Below are 18,209 nucleotides of genomic sequence, written 5' to 3'. Positions count from 1 at the left end.
CCTTGACCAATCCTTCTGCAGCCGACGCCAGCCCCCAGGGCATCAAACTGGGGGTCGACGTCGGCACCGTCCGGGTAGGCGTGGCCATCTGCGACCGCGACTCGATCCTGGCCACGCCCTACAAGACGCTGGACCGGAATGCCAAGAAAAACTCGGACGTCCGGGTCATTGCCAACCTGGTCGAGGAACTTGGCGCGGTACAGGTCATCGTGGGCCTGCCCCGGACCATGAAGGGTGAAGAGCACGCGTCGGCGAAAATGGCCACTGAGTACGCAGAACTGCTGGTTGCAGAGCTGTCGGCACGGGCTTTGGCCGTGCCGGTGAACCTGGTGGACGAGCGCCTCAGCAGCGTTACAGCCCACCGCAACCTGCATGAAGCTGGCATGAGCAGCCGCAATCACCGTAAAGTAGTTGATCAGGTCGCGGCGGCAGGTATCCTCCAGCACGCCCTCGACATGCAAAAAGCCAGGGGAGTGGATGTCGGCCGACGCGTGACCGCGCCCTCCCCTTCCGTGGACCCGGGGGTCAGCGAAGTGGATGAGAGTGTCCACGTCACCCCGGATACGGACCAATCTTCAAATGATGGAAGGCAACAGTGAGTCCTGCCAATATTGACGACGCTTCCGGCCCCTTGGACGCCGGGGCAGCGAGGCCGCTGACCCGCAAGGAACTCAGGGCGCGCCAAAAGACCTCTGACACCGGACTCCAGGGCGCCGTGCCCGAGCAGGCCTACGAAACGGGACACGACGTTCCGCCGCCGCCCTCCGGGCCACCGGCCGTCGCGTCACCTGTTCCGTCGGTCCAGGAGGAACCGGCTGTCCCGGCCGCTCCTCAGGCGCCGCCGTCCATCCAGCACGTTCATCATGAGGAGCGGCAGCCCGCAGGGCTGCGCCCGGAAAACGACCTTCATTACGACGACGTGCACCACGAGGACGAGCACCGTCCCGGGGTTCAGCAGGAGGAGGCTCTGCATGACGAAGTCCATCACGACCACGCTCAAGTTTCCTACCCCGAGCCTGCCATCGCCGGGCACCGGCACGCAGCCGATACGCACTACGACGATGACGTCCACTATGCCGAGGGACACCACTTCCAGGAGGGTGTGCACCACGACGACGCCCTTCAACACGAGGGACGCTATGACCAGGGGCATTACGACGATGCGCGCCACGACACCGGGCACCACGAGTTCCTGCCTGCCGCAGCGCCCGTAGTGGCCAAGCCGTCCAGGAAGGTCCGCCGGCGCCGGAGGTTGCTGGCCCTGTTCCTCACACTCGCCGTTTTCGTCACGGCTGTCGCCGTCGGGGCGCAGTTCCTGAAGCCGCTGCTTGGCAACGACAAGCCCAGCGACTACCCGGGTCCCGGTTCGGGCGAGGTTATGGTGACGGTTGAGAACGGGGAAGGCACCCGTTCCGTCGCCAGCAGGCTGGAGGGCGAGCGCGTCGTCGCCAATTCCGACACCTTCCTCGAGGAATTCAACGCATCCGGCGGGGTACTGGCCCCCGGGAACTACACCTTCAAGACAGAAATGAAGAACTCCGATGCCGTAAACGTCCTGCTCGGCAAGGACCAGGAGAAGGTGATCTACTTCGCCCTCAGCGCCGGCCTGCGCATTAATGAGTCGCTGCAGGCGATCGCCGAAGGTTCCGGCGTTTCCATCCAGGATCTGCAGGCCCTCAGCAACCAGCCGGCTCAGTTCGGCCTTCCCAAAACTGCCAAGAACCTGGAAGGGTACCTCGCCCCGGGTGAACACCGTTACCCGCTTGGCACACCGGCGAAGGACATCCTCCAATCGCTGGTCAAGATCACCGTTGACGAACTTGAGTCCCAGGGCATCACGGATCCGGCCAAGCAGTATAGGGCCGTCATCGTGGCAAGCATCGTGCAGGCCGAGGGTGGCCAGGCGGAGTACGGTGACGTGGCCGGTGCCATCTACAACCGGCTCAAGCCCAATGACCAGACCAGCGGCTTCCTGCAGGTGGATTCAGCCGTGACCTACGGCCTGGGCACCAAGAGCTATAACTTCACCGACGAACAGCGCCAGGACAAGTCCAACCCGTACAACACCTACGCGAATCCGGGCCTGCCCCCTGGCCCCATCGGTTCTCCGGGAAAGGCAGCCATCGATGCTGCTGCCAAGCCCAAGTCAAACGACTTCCTGTACTGGGTAACCATCAACCTGGACACCAAGGAAACGAAGTTCTCCCGGACACTGGCTGAACACAACACCTATGTTGACCAGTACAACGCCTGGTGCACGGCGAACGTTGGCCGCTGCACATGAGCCTGCGGGCAGCCGTCCTGGGCCACCCCATCAGCCACTCAAAGTCTCCGGCACTGCATCACGCGGCGTACAGCCAGCTAGGCATCGGCATCAGCTATACCGCCATCGATGTCACTGAACAAATGCTGCCCTCGTTGATGCGGCAGCTCCGGGACCAGCCGGGCTGGCGCGGCTTGTCCGTCACCATGCCCTTGAAGTCCGCCATGGTCAGCGAGGTGGACGAAGTGCGCGGTGTTGCGCGGGCCCTGGGCGTGGTGAACACCGTGGCTTTCGAGAAGCACGGGAGCGGTTCCCGGGCCATCGGGTTCAATACGGACGTCACAGGAATCGTCAACGCCGTACGCCACGCAGGCGGGGGGACGCCCGCGGAGCCCGTTATTCTAGGCGGGGGCGGGACGGCGGCCGCCGCCGTTGCAGCCCTGACGGAACTGGGAGCCGGCTCGGCGCTGCTCTTCGTCCGTGATCCCTTCCGCACTGCCGAAGTCCGCGCCGCTGCAGAAAGTTTTGGCCTCTCCCTGGAGATCCGCCCCCTCACGGAAGCGGCGAAACCAATGGCCGCTGCCGACGTCGTTATTTCCACCCTGCCGCCGCGCGCGGCAGACGGGCTGGCGGCAGAAATCGCGGCACTGAAGACTTCCACGTCCGGTGTTCTGCTGGACGTGGCCTACGATCCCTGGCCCAGCCTGATTGCGTCTGTGTGGGAGGCCGGGGGCGGCGCCGTGGTGCCCGGCCTCGAAATGCTGCTGTACCAGGCCGTGGAACAGGTGCGCCTGTTCAGCCACCTCGAAGAGGAAGTTAACGCATCTGTCATAGATGTGATGTGTGACGCAGTCGGCCTTCCCCGACGGGCGTTGTAACCGCCATACGTGGCAGGATGGAAAATATGTTGCGTTGGTTGACTGCCGGTGAATCCCATGGTCCGGCCCTGATGGGAATTATTGAAGGCGTCCCCGCCGGTGTGGAGATCACCAGCGGGCACATCGCTGATTCACTGGCCCGCCGCCGCCTGGGATATGGCCGCGGCGCACGCATGAAGTTCGAACAGGACGTGGTGACAATCCTCGGCGGCGTTCGGCACGGCCTGACTCAGGGCGGCCCCGTGGCCATCCAGGTGGGCAATACGGAATGGCCCAAGTGGGAGCAGATCATGTCGGCCGATCCGGTTGCTGCCGAACTGCTCGCCGACCAGGCCCGCAACGCACCGCTGACGCGCCCCCGCCCCGGGCACGCCGACTTCACCGGAATGCAGAAGTACGGCTTCGACGAGGCCCGGCCCGTCCTGGAACGCGCCAGCGCCCGTGAGACTGCCACCCGCGTAGCAATGGGCACCGTCGCCGCGCAGTTCCTGAAGCACCTCGGCATCGAACTTGTCAGCCACACCGTCTCCATCGCAACGGTCACGGTACCCGAGGGGCGCCCGCTGCCGGTTCCCACGGACGTGCTTGCCCTGGACGCGGATCCGCTGCGCTGCTTTGACCGGGAAACCTCCGACGCAATGGTTGCCGAGGTGGATGCCGCGCACAAGGAGGGCGAGACCCTGGGTGGCGTGGTTGAAGTCCTCGCCTACGGACTCCCGCCGGGTCTCGGCAGCTACGTGCACTGGGACCGCCGGCTCGATTCCCGGCTGGCCGCAGCACTGATGGGCATCCAGGCCATCAAGGGCGTGGAGGTCGGCGACGGCTTCCTGACCGCCGCACGCCGCGGTTCGGCAGCCCACGACGAAATCGTCAGGGACTCCGACGGGCGCATCGTCCGCACCAGCAACCGGGCCGGCGGCATCGAAGGCGGCATGAGCATCGGCGACGTCCTGCGCGTCCGCGCGGCCATGAAGCCCATCGCTACGGTGCCCCGCGCGCTGAAGACAATCGACGTCAGCACCGGAGAAGCCGCGAAGGCACACCACCAGCGGTCCGACGTCTGTGCAGTCCCGGCCGCCGGCGTGGTGGCAGAAGCCATGGTGGCGCTGGTCCTGGCCGAAGCGGTCACCGAAAAGTTTGGCGGCGATTCGGTGGCGGAGACCGCACGCAACATCAAGGGTTACCTGGACAGCATTCCGGCGTCCCTGGACTCGATCGGCCAGTAAGTGCCCCAGAGCAACAAAACCGCGTCCATGGGCCGTCCGGTGGTTCTCATCGGGCCCATGGCCGTCGGCAAATCAGCTATTGGCCAGCAACTTGCCCATCAGCTCGGTGCCCCTTTCGTGGACACCGACGCCGTCATCGTGGCAGCACACGGATCCATTTCCGACATCTTCGCCGGACGCGGCGAGCACGCTTTCCGCGAGATAGAGGCACGGACGGTGGCGGACGTCGTCGAGGCAGCGGAAGGCACGGCCACAGTCATCTCCCTGGGCGGCGGTGCTGTGCTTGACTCCGGAACCCAGCAGCTGATCAACAGGTGCACCGTGGTGTACCTGGAATGCGACGCCAGCACAGTTGCGGGCCGCATCGCCCGGAATTCAGGCCGGCCGCTGCTGGCGGGAGACGCCATGGGCCGATGGACGGCCATGTTCGCCACCCGCAAACCCGTCTACGAACGGCTGGCAGACATAACCCTGGACGTACGAAGTGGCTCGGTTTCCGAGCTCGGACGCCGTCTGGAAGCAGCACTGCGGGACTACGCAGCTGCCCAACAGGAAGTTGAAAAGTGAGCGCGGAATCAACAATCATCCAAGTCACCGGCGAATCCGCCGCTAACAACTACGACGTCGTGGTGGGACGGGGGCTGCTCGGTGGCCTTCCCGGCCGGCTCGGTGAGCGTGTCCGGCGGGTCCTGGTCATCCACCCGCGTGCCCTCCGGCTCACGGGCGACACCGTGCGCGACGAGCTGGCGGCAGCAGGTTTCACCTCCTTGACGGCGGAGATCCCGGACGCCGAAGAAGGCAAGCACATCCAGGTGGCAGCCTTCTGCTGGCAGGTCCTCGGGCAGAACGACTTCACCCGCTCCGACGCGATCGTCGCTGTGGGGGGAGGCGCCGTTACGGACCTCGCTGGGTTTGTCGCCGCGACGTGGCTGCGCGGCATCAAGGTCATCCACATGCCCACCAGCCTGCTGGGTATGGTGGACGCCTCCGTGGGCGGAAAGACCGGCATCAACACCGCCGAAGGCAAGAATCTGGTGGGTGCCTTCCACCCGCCCGCGGCCGTGCTGGCGGACCTGGACACACTGAATACGCTGCCAAAAAACGAGATCATCTCGGGAATGGCAGAAGTCATCAAGTGCGGCTTTATTGCTGACCCTGCCATCCTCGACCTCATCGAGAAGGACCCGGAAGGGGTGGTGGACCCGCAGTCGGCCGTCCTCCGGGAGCTTATTGAGAGGGCCATCGCCGTCAAGGCAAAGGTCGTCTCCGAAGACCTCAAGGAATCCGGGCTCAGGGAGATCCTTAACTACGGACACACGCTGGGCCACGCCATCGAACTGGTGGAACGCTACTCCTGGCGCCACGGCGCCGCCGTCTCCGTCGGCATGATGTTCGCCGCCGAACTCGCCCGGAGCGTCGGCAGGCTCAGCGACGCAGACGCAGACCGGCACCGCACCATCCTTGACGGACTGGGACTTCCCGTCACTTACCGCAGGGACCGGTGGCAGGGCTTGCTTGACGGGATGCGCCGGGACAAAAAGTCCCGCGGCGACCTGTTGCGCTTCGTTGTCCTGGACGGCGTGGCCAAGCCCGGCATCCTGGACGTCCCGGACACCTCGTTGCTGTTCGCCGCCTACCAGGAAATTGCTTCCTGATGCACGGCGACATGGAAGGCACAGCAGACTGGCCGGAGGCCGGCTTTCCGGGTATCCGCATCAACCCGGAATCCCTGCTGCCGCAGATCGTGAACGACGACGCCTGCCGCGAGGCGCTGGCGGTGTCCACCGACCCCGCCGACCACATCTTTGTACTGCTGGTGGAAGGGCATTCGGCTGAGGCGGCGGAACTGCTGGCCGAAGCGCGTTTCAAAGACCCCGAGTCCTTCAGGTTGCGGGCGTTTGAGGCCGAAGTGCTCCGGGTTTCGAACCGGCTGGACCGGGCGGTGGAGCTGTTCCGGCAACTCCTCGCCGAGGTGCAGGGGACGCCCCGCGAGGCGCTGGTCCTGCAGTTCCTGGGCAAGACCCAGTACACGGCGGGCCAGACATCGGCGGCGGTTGAATCCTTCGCCCGCGCCTTGGACCTGCGTGTGGCCGAGTCGGCGGACGCCGCCCTCATCTACTCGTCTACAGTGGCGCTGCAGCGTGCCCGGGACGTCCTGGACCTGGCCTGCTGACGGCGTCCGCCTGGCCGTCCCGAAAGGGGGCCTCAGATTAACCCGGTAGAATGGTTTTTGAATTTTTTTCGAAGACCCGATTTTTGACAAATACGCGCTGGCAAGCCGATTGGCAGGCCTGCCCGGCATACAACGTCTGACAACGCGACCAGACAAAGAAACCAGAGGAAACCAGTGGCAACCACTAACGACATCAAGAACGGAACGGTCCTGAAGCTCGAGGGCCAGCTCTGGAACATCATTGAATTCCAGCACGTCAAGCCGGGCAAGGGCGGTGCCTTCGTGCGTACCAAGATGCGCAACGTGATGTCCGGAAAGGTCGTGGACAAGACGTTCAACGCCGGGCTCAAGATCGAGACCGCCACCGTTGACCGCCGCGATTACCAGTACCTGTACCAGGACGGCGCGGACTTCGTGTTCATGGACACCTCCGACTACGACCAGATCACGGTTTCCGGCGCTACCGTCGGCGACGCCACCAACTTCATGCTCGAAAACCAGATGGTCAACATCGCCATCCACGAGGGCAACCCGCTCTACATCGAACTGCCGCCGAGCGTCGTTCTCGAAATCACCTACACGGAGCCTGGCCTGCAGGGCGACCGCTCCTCGGCCGGCACCAAGCCCGCAACCCTGGAAACCGGCTACGAGATCCAGGTTCCGCTGTTCATCGAGAACAACACCAAGGTCAAGGTTGACACCCGTGACGGCAGCTACCTCGGCCGGGTCACCGAGTAGTGAGCGCACGCGGTAAAGCCCGTAACAGGGCCCTGGATGTTCTTTTCGAAGCCGAGCAGCGTTCGGTTTCCGCCTTCGACGTGCTCCGTGCACGCCGTGAGAAGACCGACCAGATCGTCAATCCGTACACCCTGGAAATCGTTGAAGGCGTGCTGTCCCAGCAGCCAGCCATCGATGAATTCCTGGAAACGTACTCGCAGGGCTGGACCCTCGAGCGGATGCCGTCCGTGGACCGCATCATCCTGCGGATTGGCACGTGGGAGCTCCTTTACAACGACGACGTCCCGGACGGCGTGGCAGTGAGCGAAGCAGTGGCGCTGGCCAAGACACTTTCCACCGACGAGTCGCCACAGTTCATCAACGGCCTCCTGGGCCGCCTGCAGCAGCTGAAGCCTTCCCTGCTCGCTTAGCTCGCAGGAACGCAAAGGGCTGGCCTCCACGGACGTGGAGGCCAGCCCTTTCGCAGTTAAGCTGCTCGCTCAGCGGGCGACGGCGGCCCGCAAGGCAAGGACGCGCTGCAGCTGCTGGCGCTCCTCAGCCTGGTGTACTTGGACGTCGCGACCGCTGAGGATGCGCTGGCGGGTATTTGCAAGCTGGGTGGCGGCCTTCAGGAATTCCTTCATCTGCCGCTTTTTCCCGTAGCTGCCCGCCCAGCTCAGGGCCGTACGCCGGCCGCCCAACGTGGCCAGGAGCTCCACCTCAGCGGGGGTGAACCACCCGGCGGCGGAGTATTCGAGCAGGCGCTGGCGGGTCAGCCGCTTCTCCGCAACACGCAGGAGGATGATGCCTCCGACGGCAAGGAAGAAGATGGGCACCTGGACCAGGATGTAATCCACCAGGAAGCCTTGGCCCATGCTGTTCCAGCGGTTATGCAGGAACATGGCTGGCAGCAGTCCCACGAAGAAAGCAGCTACCGAAGCGCCTGAGTGCCAGCGCCGGGCGGCGAAGCCCATAATGAGCCCCGTGGTGCCGGTGAAGATCGCGTGGGCGAAGGGGGACATTACACCGCGGAGGAAGAACACCTGGGCGAAGTCGCTGGCCGGGTCTGCCGATTCCGCGATGGCCCTGCCGAAATACAGGATGTTCTCAGTGAAGGCGAAACCGCCGGCGATGGTGAACGCAAAGACCACGCCGTCCACCGGCCCGTCAAAGTGCTTCCTGGCCAGCAGGAGCAGCAGCAACAGCCCCAGGGATTTTGCGAACTCCTCCACAATCGGGGCCTGCACAGTGGCCATGTAGGCCTGCAGGTCGGCTCCGTCCGACAATTGGAACCCCACCACAAAAAACGGCTGGATGAGCAGGGTTACGGCGATGGACACCGCAGCGCCCCAGGTGAAGGCGAAGTACAGGAGCCGCTTCGGCTCGGGTTCCCACTTGTCGATGACGTACACGGCCAGGAGCACCACCGACAGGGGAATGAGCGAGGCCAGGAATCCCACCATGAACCCGGCAGGGCCCGTGTTCGAGAGCAGGAACGGCACCACCAGGAACAGGCTGAGGAAACCCAGGGCACTGCCGCCGATTGTCAGTCCCAGCAACCCGCCGCTGCGGGCCCGGCCGGCCCGGACCACCGCTCCTTGTACCTGCGGCGGCACCACGGTATCGACAGGTTGGCCCTGATGCCCCGGCGCCGACCGGTAGTTCTCCGGCTGCACGTGCCCCATCCAGCTTGGGTTGGCATCGCGGGGGAGTGGGGCGCCGGCTCCACGATACGGATCTTCGGGTGGCCCGGACGCCGGGTAGCGGGGATGCATCGACATACCCGAAAGCCTAGGTGGCTGCCGCCAAGCGTCCAAGGATCCCGGCCACGAGCCCCGGGAGTGTGACCATCAACGCGTCCTCCCGGCAGGGGTCCCGCCGTGCCCGTGTGGTAATTTTGGAACGCACATAATCCTTTTTTAATTCCGTCCTGTGAGGCGGGGAAAGGGGAGACGAGCGTTGACTTCTGTCACCAGCGCACCGGTTCCAGCCAGGGTTGTCCTCAGCCAGGCGGACATAGACCGGGCCCTCACTCGTATAGCCCATGAGATCCTTGAGGCCAACAAGGGTTCCCAGGACCTTGTCCTGCTCGGCATCCCCCGTCGCGGTTACCCGCTCGCCGCGAGGCTTGCCGAAAAAATTGCCGCTGCTGATCCTAGCGTGGATGCCGCCGCGATCGTCGGTCAGCTGGACGTCACGATGTTCCGCGACGACCTCTCGCACCAGGGCACGCGTCCGCCGTACCCCACCAAGCTCCCGCGAACCGGCATCGATAACAAGGTGGTGGTCCTCATCGACGACGTCCTGTACTCAGGCCGCACCATCCGTGCCGCCCTTGACGCCCTCGTCGACCTGGGCCGGCCCCGCATCGTCCGGCTCGCCGTGCTGATCGACCGGGGCCACCGCGAGCTGCCAATCCGCGCAGACCACGTAGGCAAGAACCTGCCCACGTCATCCGCGGAGAAGGTCCGGGTCCGGCTCGAGGAAACCGACACCGCCCCCGGCGGCACACCGGTTAACGAAGTAGTCATCGAGGGCCGCTCGTGAAGCACCTGCTCTCTACTGAAGACCTCAGCCTCGCCAACGCCATCCGCATCCTCGACACCGCCGAGGAAATGGCCGCCGTGGGCGACCGTGAGGTCAAGAAGCTGCCCGCCCTCCGCGGCCGCACCGTGGTCAACCTCTTTTTCGAGGACTCCACCCGCACGCGCATCTCCTTCGAAGCCGCTGCAAAACGCCTCTCGGCGGACGTTATCAACTTCGCCGCCAAGGGCTCCTCGGTCTCCAAGGGGGAGTCCCTCAAGGACACTGCCCAGACACTGTCCGCGATGGGTGCAGACGCCGTCGTGATCCGGCACTGGGCCTCCGGTGCGCCGCACCGGCTGGCCGCAACCGACTGGATCGACGCCGCCGTCATCAATGCCGGCGACGGAACCCACGAGCACCCCACCCAGGCGCTCCTGGATGCGTTCACCATGCGCCGGCACTGGGCGCGCCTGGCCGGCACCGGCTCCGAAGGTGCCGACCTGAAGGGCATGCGCGTGGCCATCGCCGGTGACGTCCTGCATTCCCGCGTGGCCCGCTCCAACGTTTGGCTCCTGCGCACCCTCGGCGCCGACGTTACCCTCGTAGCGCCGCCCACCCTGCTGCCCATCGGCGTCGAAAAGTGGCCCTGCAAGGTGAGCTACAACATGGACGAAACCATCGAGCAGGGCGTTGACGCTGTGATGATGCTCCGCGTCCAGGGCGAACGCATGAACGCCTCCTTCTTCCCCAGCACCCGTGAATACTCCCGCCGTTGGGGCTTCGACGACAACCGGCTGCGGGCGTTGGACGCGCTGGGTATGAAGGACACCATCATCATGCACCCCGGCCCCATGAACCGGGGCCTGGAAATTTCCGCAGCCGCCGCGGATTCCCCCCGCTCCACCGTCCTGGCCCAGGTGCGCAACGGCGTGTCCGTGCGCATGGCCGCCCTTTACCTGCTGCTCTCCGGGGACACCCGCGAACCAGCCGCCACCCCCGCCCTGGCGTATACCGGCACCCATTCCACCAAGGAGAGCAACTGATGGCAGGCAACACCGGAACCTATCTGATCCGCGGGGCCTCGATCCTGGGCGGCGAACCCGCTGACCTGCTCATCCGAGACGGTGTCATCGCTGAAACGGGAACCGGCCTTTCCGCCGAGGGCGCCATCGTCATCGACGGAGCCGGACTGGTGGCGCTGCCGGGCATGGTGGACGTTCACACGCACCTCCGCGAGCCGGGCCGCGAGGACGCTGAGACCGTTGAAACAGGCACCCGCGCTGCTGCACTGGGCGGCTACACCGCCGTGCATGCCATGGCCAACAGCACTCCCGTGGCCGATACCGCGGGCGTGGTGGAACAGGTATACACCCTCGGCCAGAAGGCCGGCTGGGTGGACGTGCGTCCCGTGGGCGCCGTGACCGTGGGCCTGGCCGGCGAGCAGCTCGCCGAGCTCGGTGCCATGGCCGATTCCCGCGCCAGGGTCCGGATGTTCTCCGACGACGGCATCTGCGTCCACGATCCCGTCCTCATGCGCAGGGCGCTGGAATACGTCAAGGCGTTCGACGGCGTGGTGGCCCAGCACGCGCAGGAGCCGCGGCTGACGGCGGGCGCCCAGATGAACGAGGGCGAAGTCTCCGCGGTGCTGGGACTCGCCGGCTGGCCCGCCGTGGCCGAGGAAAGCATCATCGCCCGGGACGTGCTGCTGGCCCAGCACGTCAGATCCCGCCTGCACGTCTGCCACGTCTCCACGGCGGGATCGGTGGAAATCATCCGCTGGGCCAAGGAGCGCGGCATCAACGTCACCGCCGAGGTCACCCCGCACCACCTGTTGCTGACCGACGACCTCGTCCGCAGCTACGACCCTGTGTACAAGGTCAACCCGCCGCTGCGGACCGACGCCGACGTCCAGGCTCTCCGCGCAGGCCTCGCGGACGGCACCATCGACGTCGTGGGTACAGACCATGCACCGCACCCCAGCGAGCACAAGGAATGCGAGTGGGCGCGGGCCGCCATGGGCATGACCGGGCTGGAAACGGCCTTGTCAGTCGTGCAGCACACGATGATCGAAACCGGCCTGTTCACTTGGGCCGATTTTGCCCGGGTGACCTCTGCTGCCGCAGCGAAGATCGGCCGCCTCGAGGACCAGGGCCGGCCGCTTGAAGCAGGGGAGCCCGCCAACGTCATCCTCGTGGATCCGGCCGCGCGCTGGACGGTTGAGCCTTCCAGGATGGCCACCATGGGCAGGAACTCCCCGTTCAAGGGCATGGAGCTGCCCGGCAAGGTTGTTGCCACGTTCTTCAAGGGACACCCCACCGTCCTTGATGGCGCACTCAACACTCCGTACCCGCACGCCGCTTCCGTGGGCGCCGCCTGATGGACACCCAGATGCTCTCGCTGGTCATCACGCTGGCCCTCATCGCCGCAGCGTTCGGCCTCATCTGGATGGGCTGGCGGAACCGCCTAAGGCGCCAGGCCGACGTCGAACAGTTGCCTTTGGTGCCCGAGGCGCCGGGGGAGCCGCTCGCCAGCGCCGGGGGGCAGTACGTCGCCTCTACCACCGGCGGTGACTGGCTGGACCGGATCGCGGTGCACGGGCTCGGCATCCGGACCAATGCCACGCTGGGGGTCCACCCGCACGGCGTCCTCTTTGACCGTTCTGGAGCGCCGGCGCTGTACATCCCCGCCGCGTCCCTCACCGGGGTGCGGCTGGACAGCGGCATGGCCGGAAAGTTCGTTGAAAAGGATGGCCTCCTGGTCCTTTCATGGGTCCACGGCAGCCACGAGATGGACACCGGCTTCCGGACCCGCCGCGCGGAGGACAGGAACGTTGTTTTCGCAGCACTTCAGGAATTGATTTCTTCGGCCCCCGCGGCTGATGCCAATAGTGGAAAGTAAGACAGTGACAACAAATACAGCAGTAACAGCCCCAGTTTCCGCTCCAGTATCAGTTCCCGCTGCGCTCGTCCTCGAAGACGGCCGCATCTTCCGCGGACGCAGCTACGGTGCCACCGGAACCGCCCTGGGCGAGGCAGTCTTCGCCACCGGCATGACCGGCTACCAGGAAACCATCACGGACCCTTCCTACGCCCGCCAGCTGGTGGTCCAGACGGCACCCCACATCGGGAACACCGGCGTGAACAAGGACGACGCCGAGTCCCGGCGCATCTGGGTGGCCGGCTACATTGTCCGCGACGCCGCCCGCCGCCCCTCCAACTGGCGCTCCGAGCGTTCGCTGGACGAGGAGTTGGTGGAGCAGGGGGTCGTCGGCATCCAGGGTGTGGACACCCGTGCCATAACCCGCCACCTCCGGGAGCACAAGACCATGCGCGCCGGCATCTTCTCCGGTGAGGCCGCACAGGCCACGGACAAGGAACTGGTCGACGCCGTGCTGGCCAGCGCCCCGATGGAGGGCGCCCGGCTGGCCGAGGAAGTCAGCGTTGACGAGGCCTACGTTGTTGAACCGAAGGACCACGGCTGGGACGGGGAGGCCCGCTTCAGCATCGCCGCCGTCGACCTGGGCCTCAAGGCCATGACCCCGGTCCGGTTCGCCGAGCGCGGCGTCCGCGTCCACGTGCTCCCGGCCACCGCCACCTTGGAAGACGTCAAGGCCGTCAACCCGGACGGCTTCTTTATGTCCAACGGCCCCGGCGACCCCGCCACGGCCGACACCCAAGTCAACCTGCTCCGCTCGGTCCTGGACGAAAAGCTGCCCTACTTCGGCATCTGCTTCGGCAACCAGATCCTGGGCCGTGCGCTGGGCTATGGCACCTACAAGCTGCGCTACGGCCACCGCGGCATCAACCAGCCCGTGATGGACCGCCGCACGGGCAAGGTGGAAATCACCTCGCAGAACCACGGCTTTGCGGTGGACGCACCGCTCGACGGCGCCACCCAGGCTCCCGAGGAACGCTACGGTCGCGTAGAGGTCAGCCACGTCAGCCTGAACGACGACGTCGTGGAAGGCCTCGCCTGCCTGGACATCCCCGCTTTCTCCGTGCAGTACCACCCCGAGGCAGCGGCCGGCCCGCACGACGCCGCCTACCTGTTCGACCGCTTCATCGACCTGATGGAAGGGACGCGGGACGGCAGGACCGCCAACCTGTCCAAGGATCCGGTTGACTCCGCACACCCCGCGGGTGCTGAACACAAAAACGACAACGAGACTGAGGACAAGAAGTAATGCCGAAACGTACAGATCTCAAGAGCGTCCTCGTCATTGGTTCCGGCCCGATCGTCATCGGCCAGGCCGCCGAATTCGACTACTCCGGCACGCAGGCGCTGCGCGTCCTCAAGGAGGAGGGCCTGCGGGTCATCCTGGTCAACTCCAACCCGGCCACCATCATGACCGACCCCGAGTTCGCCGATGCCACCTACATCGAACCCATCACCCCCGAGGTGGTGGAGAAGATCATCGCCAAGGAGCGTCCCGACGCCGTCCTGCCCACCCTGGGTGGCCAGACCGCGCTGAACACCGCCATCGCGCTGGACAAGAACGGTGTGCTCGAGAAGTACAACGTGGAGCTCATCGGCGCCAACATTGCGGCGATTGAACTCGGCGAGGACCGCGAGAAGTTCAAGGGCGTGGTGGAGCGCTGCGGCGCCGAGTCCGCGCGCAGCCACATCATCCACACCATGGACGAGGCCCTCAAAGCCGCTGTTGACCTGGGCTACCCGATGGTGGTCCGCCCCTCCTTCACCATGGGCGGCCTGGGCTCCGGCCTCGCCTACAACGAGGACGACCTCCGTCGCATCGTGGGTCAGGGCCTGCAGTACAGCCCCACCAGCGAGGTTCTGCTCGAAGAGAGCATCCTGGGCTGGAAGGAATACGAGCTCGAGATGATGCGGGACAAGAACGACAACGTCGTGGTGGTCTGCTCCATCGAGAACTTCGACCCCGTAGGCGTCCACACCGGTGACTCCATTACCGTAGCGCCCGCCCTCACCCTCACCGATCGTGAATACCAGCGGCTGCGCGACATCTCCATTGCCGTCATCCGTGAGGTTGGCGTGGACACCGGTGGCTGCAACATCCAGTTCGCCATTGACCCCGCCACCGGTCGCGTGGTGGTCATTGAAATGAACCCCCGCGTGTCCCGCTCCTCGGCGCTGGCATCCAAGGCCACCGGCTTCGCCATCGCCAAGATCGCCACCAAGCTCTCGCTGGGCTACACGCTGGACGAGATCCCCAACGACATCACCCAGAAGACCCCGGCGTCCTTCGAACCCACCCTCGACTACGTTGTGGTGAAGGTACCGCGCTTCGCGTTCGAGAAGTTCCCGGCGGCGGACAACACCCTGACCACCACCATGAAGTCGGTGGGCGAAGCCATGGCCATGGGCCGCAACTTCACCGAGGCCCTGCAGAAAGCACTGCGGTCGCTGGAGCAGAAGGGCTCCCAGCTGGACTTCAGCTCCGTCCCGGAATGGGAAGTCGCCGAGCTCATCGAAAAGGCCAAGCGCCCGACGACGGAACGGCTGCACCAGGTCCAGCGTGCCCTCCTGGGCGGCGCCAGCGTCGAGGACCTCTTCGACGCCACCAAAATCGACCCCTGGTTCCTGGACCAGCTCCAGCTGCTCAACGAGATCTCCCGGGAGATCCGCCAGGCTGGAGCCTTGACGGTTGACATGCTGAAGCGCGCCAAGCGGCACGGCTTTTCTGACGAGCAGATTGGCGCCCTGACGCACAACTCGGAGGCCGTGGTCCGGGGCGTCCGGCAGGCGCTGGGCATCCGCCCTGTCTACAAGACTGTAGACACCTGCGCCGCGGAATTCGCTGCGTACACGCCGTACCACTACTCCGCCTACGACGAGGAAGACGAGGTGGCGCTGCACTCCAAGCCGTCCATCCTCATCCTCGGCTCCGGGCCCAACCGCATCGGCCAGGGCATCGAGTTCGACTACTCCTGCGTCCACGCCTCCATGGCACTGCGCAAGGCCGGCTACGAGACGGTGATGGTCAACTGCAACCCGGAGACCGTCTCCACGGACTACGACATCTCCACCCGCCTGTACTTCGAGCCGCTGACGCTCGAGGACGTGCTGGAAGTCATCGCGGCCGAGGAACGCACCGGCGGTGTAATGGGCGTCTTCGTCCAGCTCGGCGGCCAGACCCCCCTCAAACTGGCCCAGCAGCTGGCGGACGCGGGCGTGCCCATCCTCGGAACCTCCCCGGAAGCCATCGACCTTGCCGAGCACCGCGGCGCGTTCTCGCGGGTCCTGGACAAGGCCGGCTTGATCTCCCCGAAGAACGGCACTGCCGTGTCCTTCGAGGACGCTAAGAAGATCGCCGACGAAATCGGCTACCCCGTCCTGGTCCGCCCGTCCTACGTGCTGGGCGGCCGCGGCATGGAAATCGTCTACGACGAGCCCAACCTGTCCCGCTACATCGCCAACGCCACCGAAATCACCCCGGACCACCCGGTGCTGATCGACCGCTTCCTGGAGGACGCCGTCGAAATCGACGTCGACGCCCTCTTCGACGGCACGGACATGTACCTCGGCGGCATCATGGAGCACATCGAGGAAGCCGGCATCCACTCCGGCGACTCCGCCTGCGTCCTGCCGCCCATCACCCTGGGCACCAACGTCCTGGAGCGCGTGCGCACGGCAACCCGGGCCATCGCCGAAGGCGTGGGCGTCCGCGGCCTCATCAACATCCAGTTCGCCCTGGCCTCAGACGTGCTGTACGTCCTCGAAGCCAACCCGCGTGCGTCCCGGACGGTGCCGTTTGTGTCCAAGGCCACCGGCGTGCAGATGGCGAAGGCGGCTGCCCTGATCGGCACCGGCGTGACCATCGGCCAGCTCCGCAGCGCCTACAAGATGCTGCCCGAGGTGGGCGACGGCTCCACCCTGCCCCTGGACGCCCCGGTGTCCGTCAAGGAGGCAGTCCTGCCGTTCAGCCGCTTCCGCACCCTCGAGGGCAAAGTGGTTGACTCCCTGCTCGGACCGGAAATGCGCTCCACCGGAGAAGTCATGGGCATCGACAAGCACTTTGACACCGCGTTCGCGAAAAGCCAGGCAGCGGCCAACAACGCCCTGCCCACCGAAGGCAAGATCTTCGTCTCTGTGGCCAACCGCGACAAGCGCTCGGTGATCATGGGCGTCAAGCGGCTCTCGGACCTCGGCTTCGAAATCGTCTCCACCGGCGGTACTGCCGATGTCCTGCGCCGCAACGGCATCCAGGCCACCCCGGTCCGCAAGGTGGCAGAAGGCAGCAGCGCAGAAGGCGAAGGCACCATCGCCGACCTCGTGATCGCAGGCGAGATCGACATGGTCTTCAACACCCCCTCCGGCGGCGAAGCACGCAGCGACGGCTACGAACTTCGTGCGGCGGCCACGTCCATCGGCATCCCGTGCATCACCACGGTGGCCGAATTCAACGCGGCCGTCCAGGCCATCGAAGCGATGCGCACCTACGAATGGTCCGTCACCAGCCTGCAGGAGCACGCCGCTGCCCTGGCCGAGTCCCAGAAGGCGGCCCTGCAGCATGCCTGAGCAGGTATCAGGCGCCGGCCGGGAGTCCTTTGGCTCCCGGCTTGGCGCCGCCATGGCCGCGCGCGGCCCGTTGTGCGTGGGCATCGACCCGCACCCGTCCCTGCTGGCCGGCTGGGGGCTGAACGACGACGTCGAGGGCCTGCGCGCGTTCTCCCTGACAGTCCTGGATGCGGTCGCCTCCCTCGCTGCCGCCGTCAAGCCGCAGGTTGCGCTTTACGAGCGCCACGGCTCGGCCGGGATGGCTGTCCTGGAGGAAGTCCTTGCCATTGCCCGGGACGAGGCTGTGCTCACCATTGCCGACGCAAAGCGCGGCGACATCGGATCCACCATGGCGGCCTACGCCGATGCCTGGCTCCGCGACGGCTCGCCCCTGGCCGCTGACTCGGTGACGCTTAGCCCCTACCTTGGCTTTGAGTCGCTTCGTCCGGCCCTCGATCTGGCGGCCGAGACGGGACGGGGCGTTTTTGTCCTCGCCCTGACGTCCAACCCCGAGGGCGCCTCAGTCCAGCACGTCGGGGGAGCCGACTCGGTGGCACGCCGGATCGCCCTCGCGGCCGGCGGCGAAAACCGGCGCTACCCGGGCGGGCTCGGCTCAGTTGGCCTCGTGGTCGGTGCAACTGTTGGCTCTGCCCTCGCGGACCTCGATATGGACCTCGCCGCCATGCGCGGGCCCATCCTGGCGCCGGGACTGGGCGCGCAGGGCGCCACGCCGGCCCATCTGCGCGCCACCTTCGGCAGCGCCTACCCGCAGGTGCTGGGAACTTCCAGCAGGGAGATCCTTTCTGCCGGCCCGCAGCCGCGGGCAGTGCGGGAGGCCGCCCAGCGGACGCTTGACGGGTTGCGGGGCGAATAGCTGCCGTTTCCCTCCCATGCATTGATTCGGGCAGCACCAAAGGGTAGTTTCAGGACATGTCCAACGGCGGCCGCCC

17 protein-coding genes are annotated in these 18,209 nt (G+C 65.8%); 16 read left to right on the top strand and 1 reads right to left on the bottom strand.

Features of this window, described 5'->3' with window-relative positions; genetic code table 11:
- Positions 1-2 precede the first annotated feature (2 nt).
- From ruvX to nusB, 9 genes are all read left to right on the top strand, one after another.
- On the top strand, positions 3-599 hold the full coding sequence (gene ruvX / locus CXQ88_RS12845) for a Holliday junction resolvase RuvX (RefSeq protein WP_104044546.1): 597 nt from the start codon (positions 3-5) through the stop codon (positions 597-599).
- On the top strand, positions 596-2,284 hold the full coding sequence (mltG, locus tag CXQ88_RS12840) for an endolytic transglycosylase MltG (RefSeq protein ID WP_104044545.1): 1,689 nt from the start codon (positions 596-598) through the stop codon (positions 2,282-2,284). Before ruvX ends, mltG begins: the two co-directional genes overlap by 4 nt.
- Positions 2,281-3,141 (top strand): shikimate dehydrogenase, encoded by an 861-nt coding sequence (locus CXQ88_RS12835; RefSeq protein WP_104044544.1) that lies wholly within the window; start codon positions 2,281-2,283, stop codon positions 3,139-3,141. The genes mltG and CXQ88_RS12835 overlap by 4 nt, the downstream gene beginning before the upstream one ends.
- Positions 3,142-3,167: 26 nt before the next feature.
- Entirely contained in the window at positions 3,168-4,367 is a 1,200-nt protein-coding gene (aroC, locus tag CXQ88_RS12830; protein ID WP_104044543.1) for a chorismate synthase, read from the top strand.
- A gap of 27 nt (positions 4,368-4,394) precedes the next feature.
- Positions 4,395-4,934: a shikimate kinase gene (locus tag CXQ88_RS12825; protein WP_104044610.1), complete on the top strand. Its 540-nt coding sequence runs from the start codon at positions 4,395-4,397 to the stop codon at positions 4,932-4,934.
- A complete protein-coding gene (gene aroB, locus CXQ88_RS12820; RefSeq protein ID WP_104044542.1) occupies positions 4,931-6,022 on the top strand; it encodes a 3-dehydroquinate synthase in 1,092 nt (363 codons plus the stop codon). Before CXQ88_RS12825 ends, aroB begins: the two co-directional genes overlap by 4 nt.
- On the top strand, positions 6,022-6,540 hold the full coding sequence (locus tag CXQ88_RS12815; protein ID WP_104044541.1) for a tetratricopeptide repeat protein: 519 nt from the start codon (positions 6,022-6,024) through the stop codon (positions 6,538-6,540). Before aroB ends, CXQ88_RS12815 begins: the two co-directional genes overlap by 1 nt.
- Before the next feature lie 174 nt (positions 6,541-6,714).
- Positions 6,715-7,278, top strand: coding sequence for an elongation factor P (gene efp, locus CXQ88_RS12810; RefSeq protein WP_066276200.1), 564 nt, complete (start codon positions 6,715-6,717; stop codon positions 7,276-7,278).
- On the top strand, positions 7,278-7,688 hold the full coding sequence (gene nusB, locus CXQ88_RS12805; RefSeq protein ID WP_104044540.1) for a transcription antitermination factor NusB: 411 nt from the start codon (positions 7,278-7,280) through the stop codon (positions 7,686-7,688). The genes efp and nusB overlap by 1 nt, the downstream gene beginning before the upstream one ends.
- A 69-nt stretch (positions 7,689-7,757) precedes the next feature.
- Here the strand turns inward: nusB and CXQ88_RS12800 are convergent, their stop codons facing one another.
- Complete coding sequence (locus CXQ88_RS12800) at positions 7,758-9,038, bottom strand: PrsW family intramembrane metalloprotease (RefSeq protein ID WP_104044539.1); 1,281 nt, start codon at positions 9,036-9,038, stop codon at positions 7,758-7,760.
- A 178-nt stretch (positions 9,039-9,216) separates the two neighbouring features.
- On the opposite strand from CXQ88_RS12800, the gene pyrR reads away from it, so the two are divergent.
- The 7 genes from pyrR to pyrF are packed head-to-tail and all read left to right on the top strand — an operon-like array spanning position 9,217 to position 18,133.
- Positions 9,217-9,804 carry a bifunctional pyr operon transcriptional regulator/uracil phosphoribosyltransferase PyrR gene (gene pyrR / locus CXQ88_RS12795; RefSeq protein WP_104044538.1) on the top strand — a complete coding sequence of 196 codons (588 nt, stop codon included), beginning with the start codon at positions 9,217-9,219 and terminating at the stop codon, positions 9,802-9,804.
- Positions 9,801-10,826 (top strand): aspartate carbamoyltransferase catalytic subunit, encoded by a 1,026-nt coding sequence (locus CXQ88_RS12790; RefSeq protein WP_104044537.1) that lies wholly within the window; start codon positions 9,801-9,803, stop codon positions 10,824-10,826. The genes pyrR and CXQ88_RS12790 overlap by 4 nt, the downstream gene beginning before the upstream one ends.
- Complete coding sequence (locus tag CXQ88_RS12785; protein ID WP_104044536.1) at positions 10,826-12,160, top strand: dihydroorotase; 1,335 nt, start codon at positions 10,826-10,828, stop codon at positions 12,158-12,160. The genes CXQ88_RS12790 and CXQ88_RS12785 overlap by 1 nt, the downstream gene beginning before the upstream one ends.
- The gene (locus CXQ88_RS12780; protein ID WP_104044535.1) at positions 12,160-12,681 is read left to right on the top strand and encodes a PH-like domain-containing protein; all 522 of its coding nucleotides are present in this window, start codon (positions 12,160-12,162) and stop codon (positions 12,679-12,681) included. Before CXQ88_RS12785 ends, CXQ88_RS12780 begins: the two co-directional genes overlap by 1 nt.
- Entirely contained in the window at positions 12,662-13,966 is a 1,305-nt protein-coding gene (gene carA / locus CXQ88_RS12775) for a glutamine-hydrolyzing carbamoyl-phosphate synthase small subunit (protein WP_104044534.1), read from the top strand. Before CXQ88_RS12780 ends, carA begins: the two co-directional genes overlap by 20 nt.
- On the top strand, positions 13,966-17,280 hold the full coding sequence (gene carB / locus CXQ88_RS12770) for a carbamoyl-phosphate synthase large subunit (RefSeq protein WP_104044533.1): 3,315 nt from the start codon (positions 13,966-13,968) through the stop codon (positions 17,278-17,280). Before carA ends, carB begins: the two co-directional genes overlap by 1 nt.
- Positions 17,273-18,133, top strand: a complete 861-nt coding sequence (pyrF, locus tag CXQ88_RS12765; protein ID WP_104044532.1) for an orotidine-5'-phosphate decarboxylase — start codon at positions 17,273-17,275, stop codon at positions 18,131-18,133. Before carB ends, pyrF begins: the two co-directional genes overlap by 8 nt.
- The last annotated feature ends 76 nt before the right edge of the window (positions 18,134-18,209 follow it).

Origin of the sequence: Arthrobacter sp. ZGTC412 (assembly GCF_002929215.1) — a bacterium.
GTDB lineage: Bacteria > Actinomycetota > Actinomycetes > Actinomycetales > Micrococcaceae > Arthrobacter.
The sequence above is the reverse complement of the archived record's forward strand: the minus strand, read 5'-3'. Positions and strand labels throughout refer to the sequence as shown.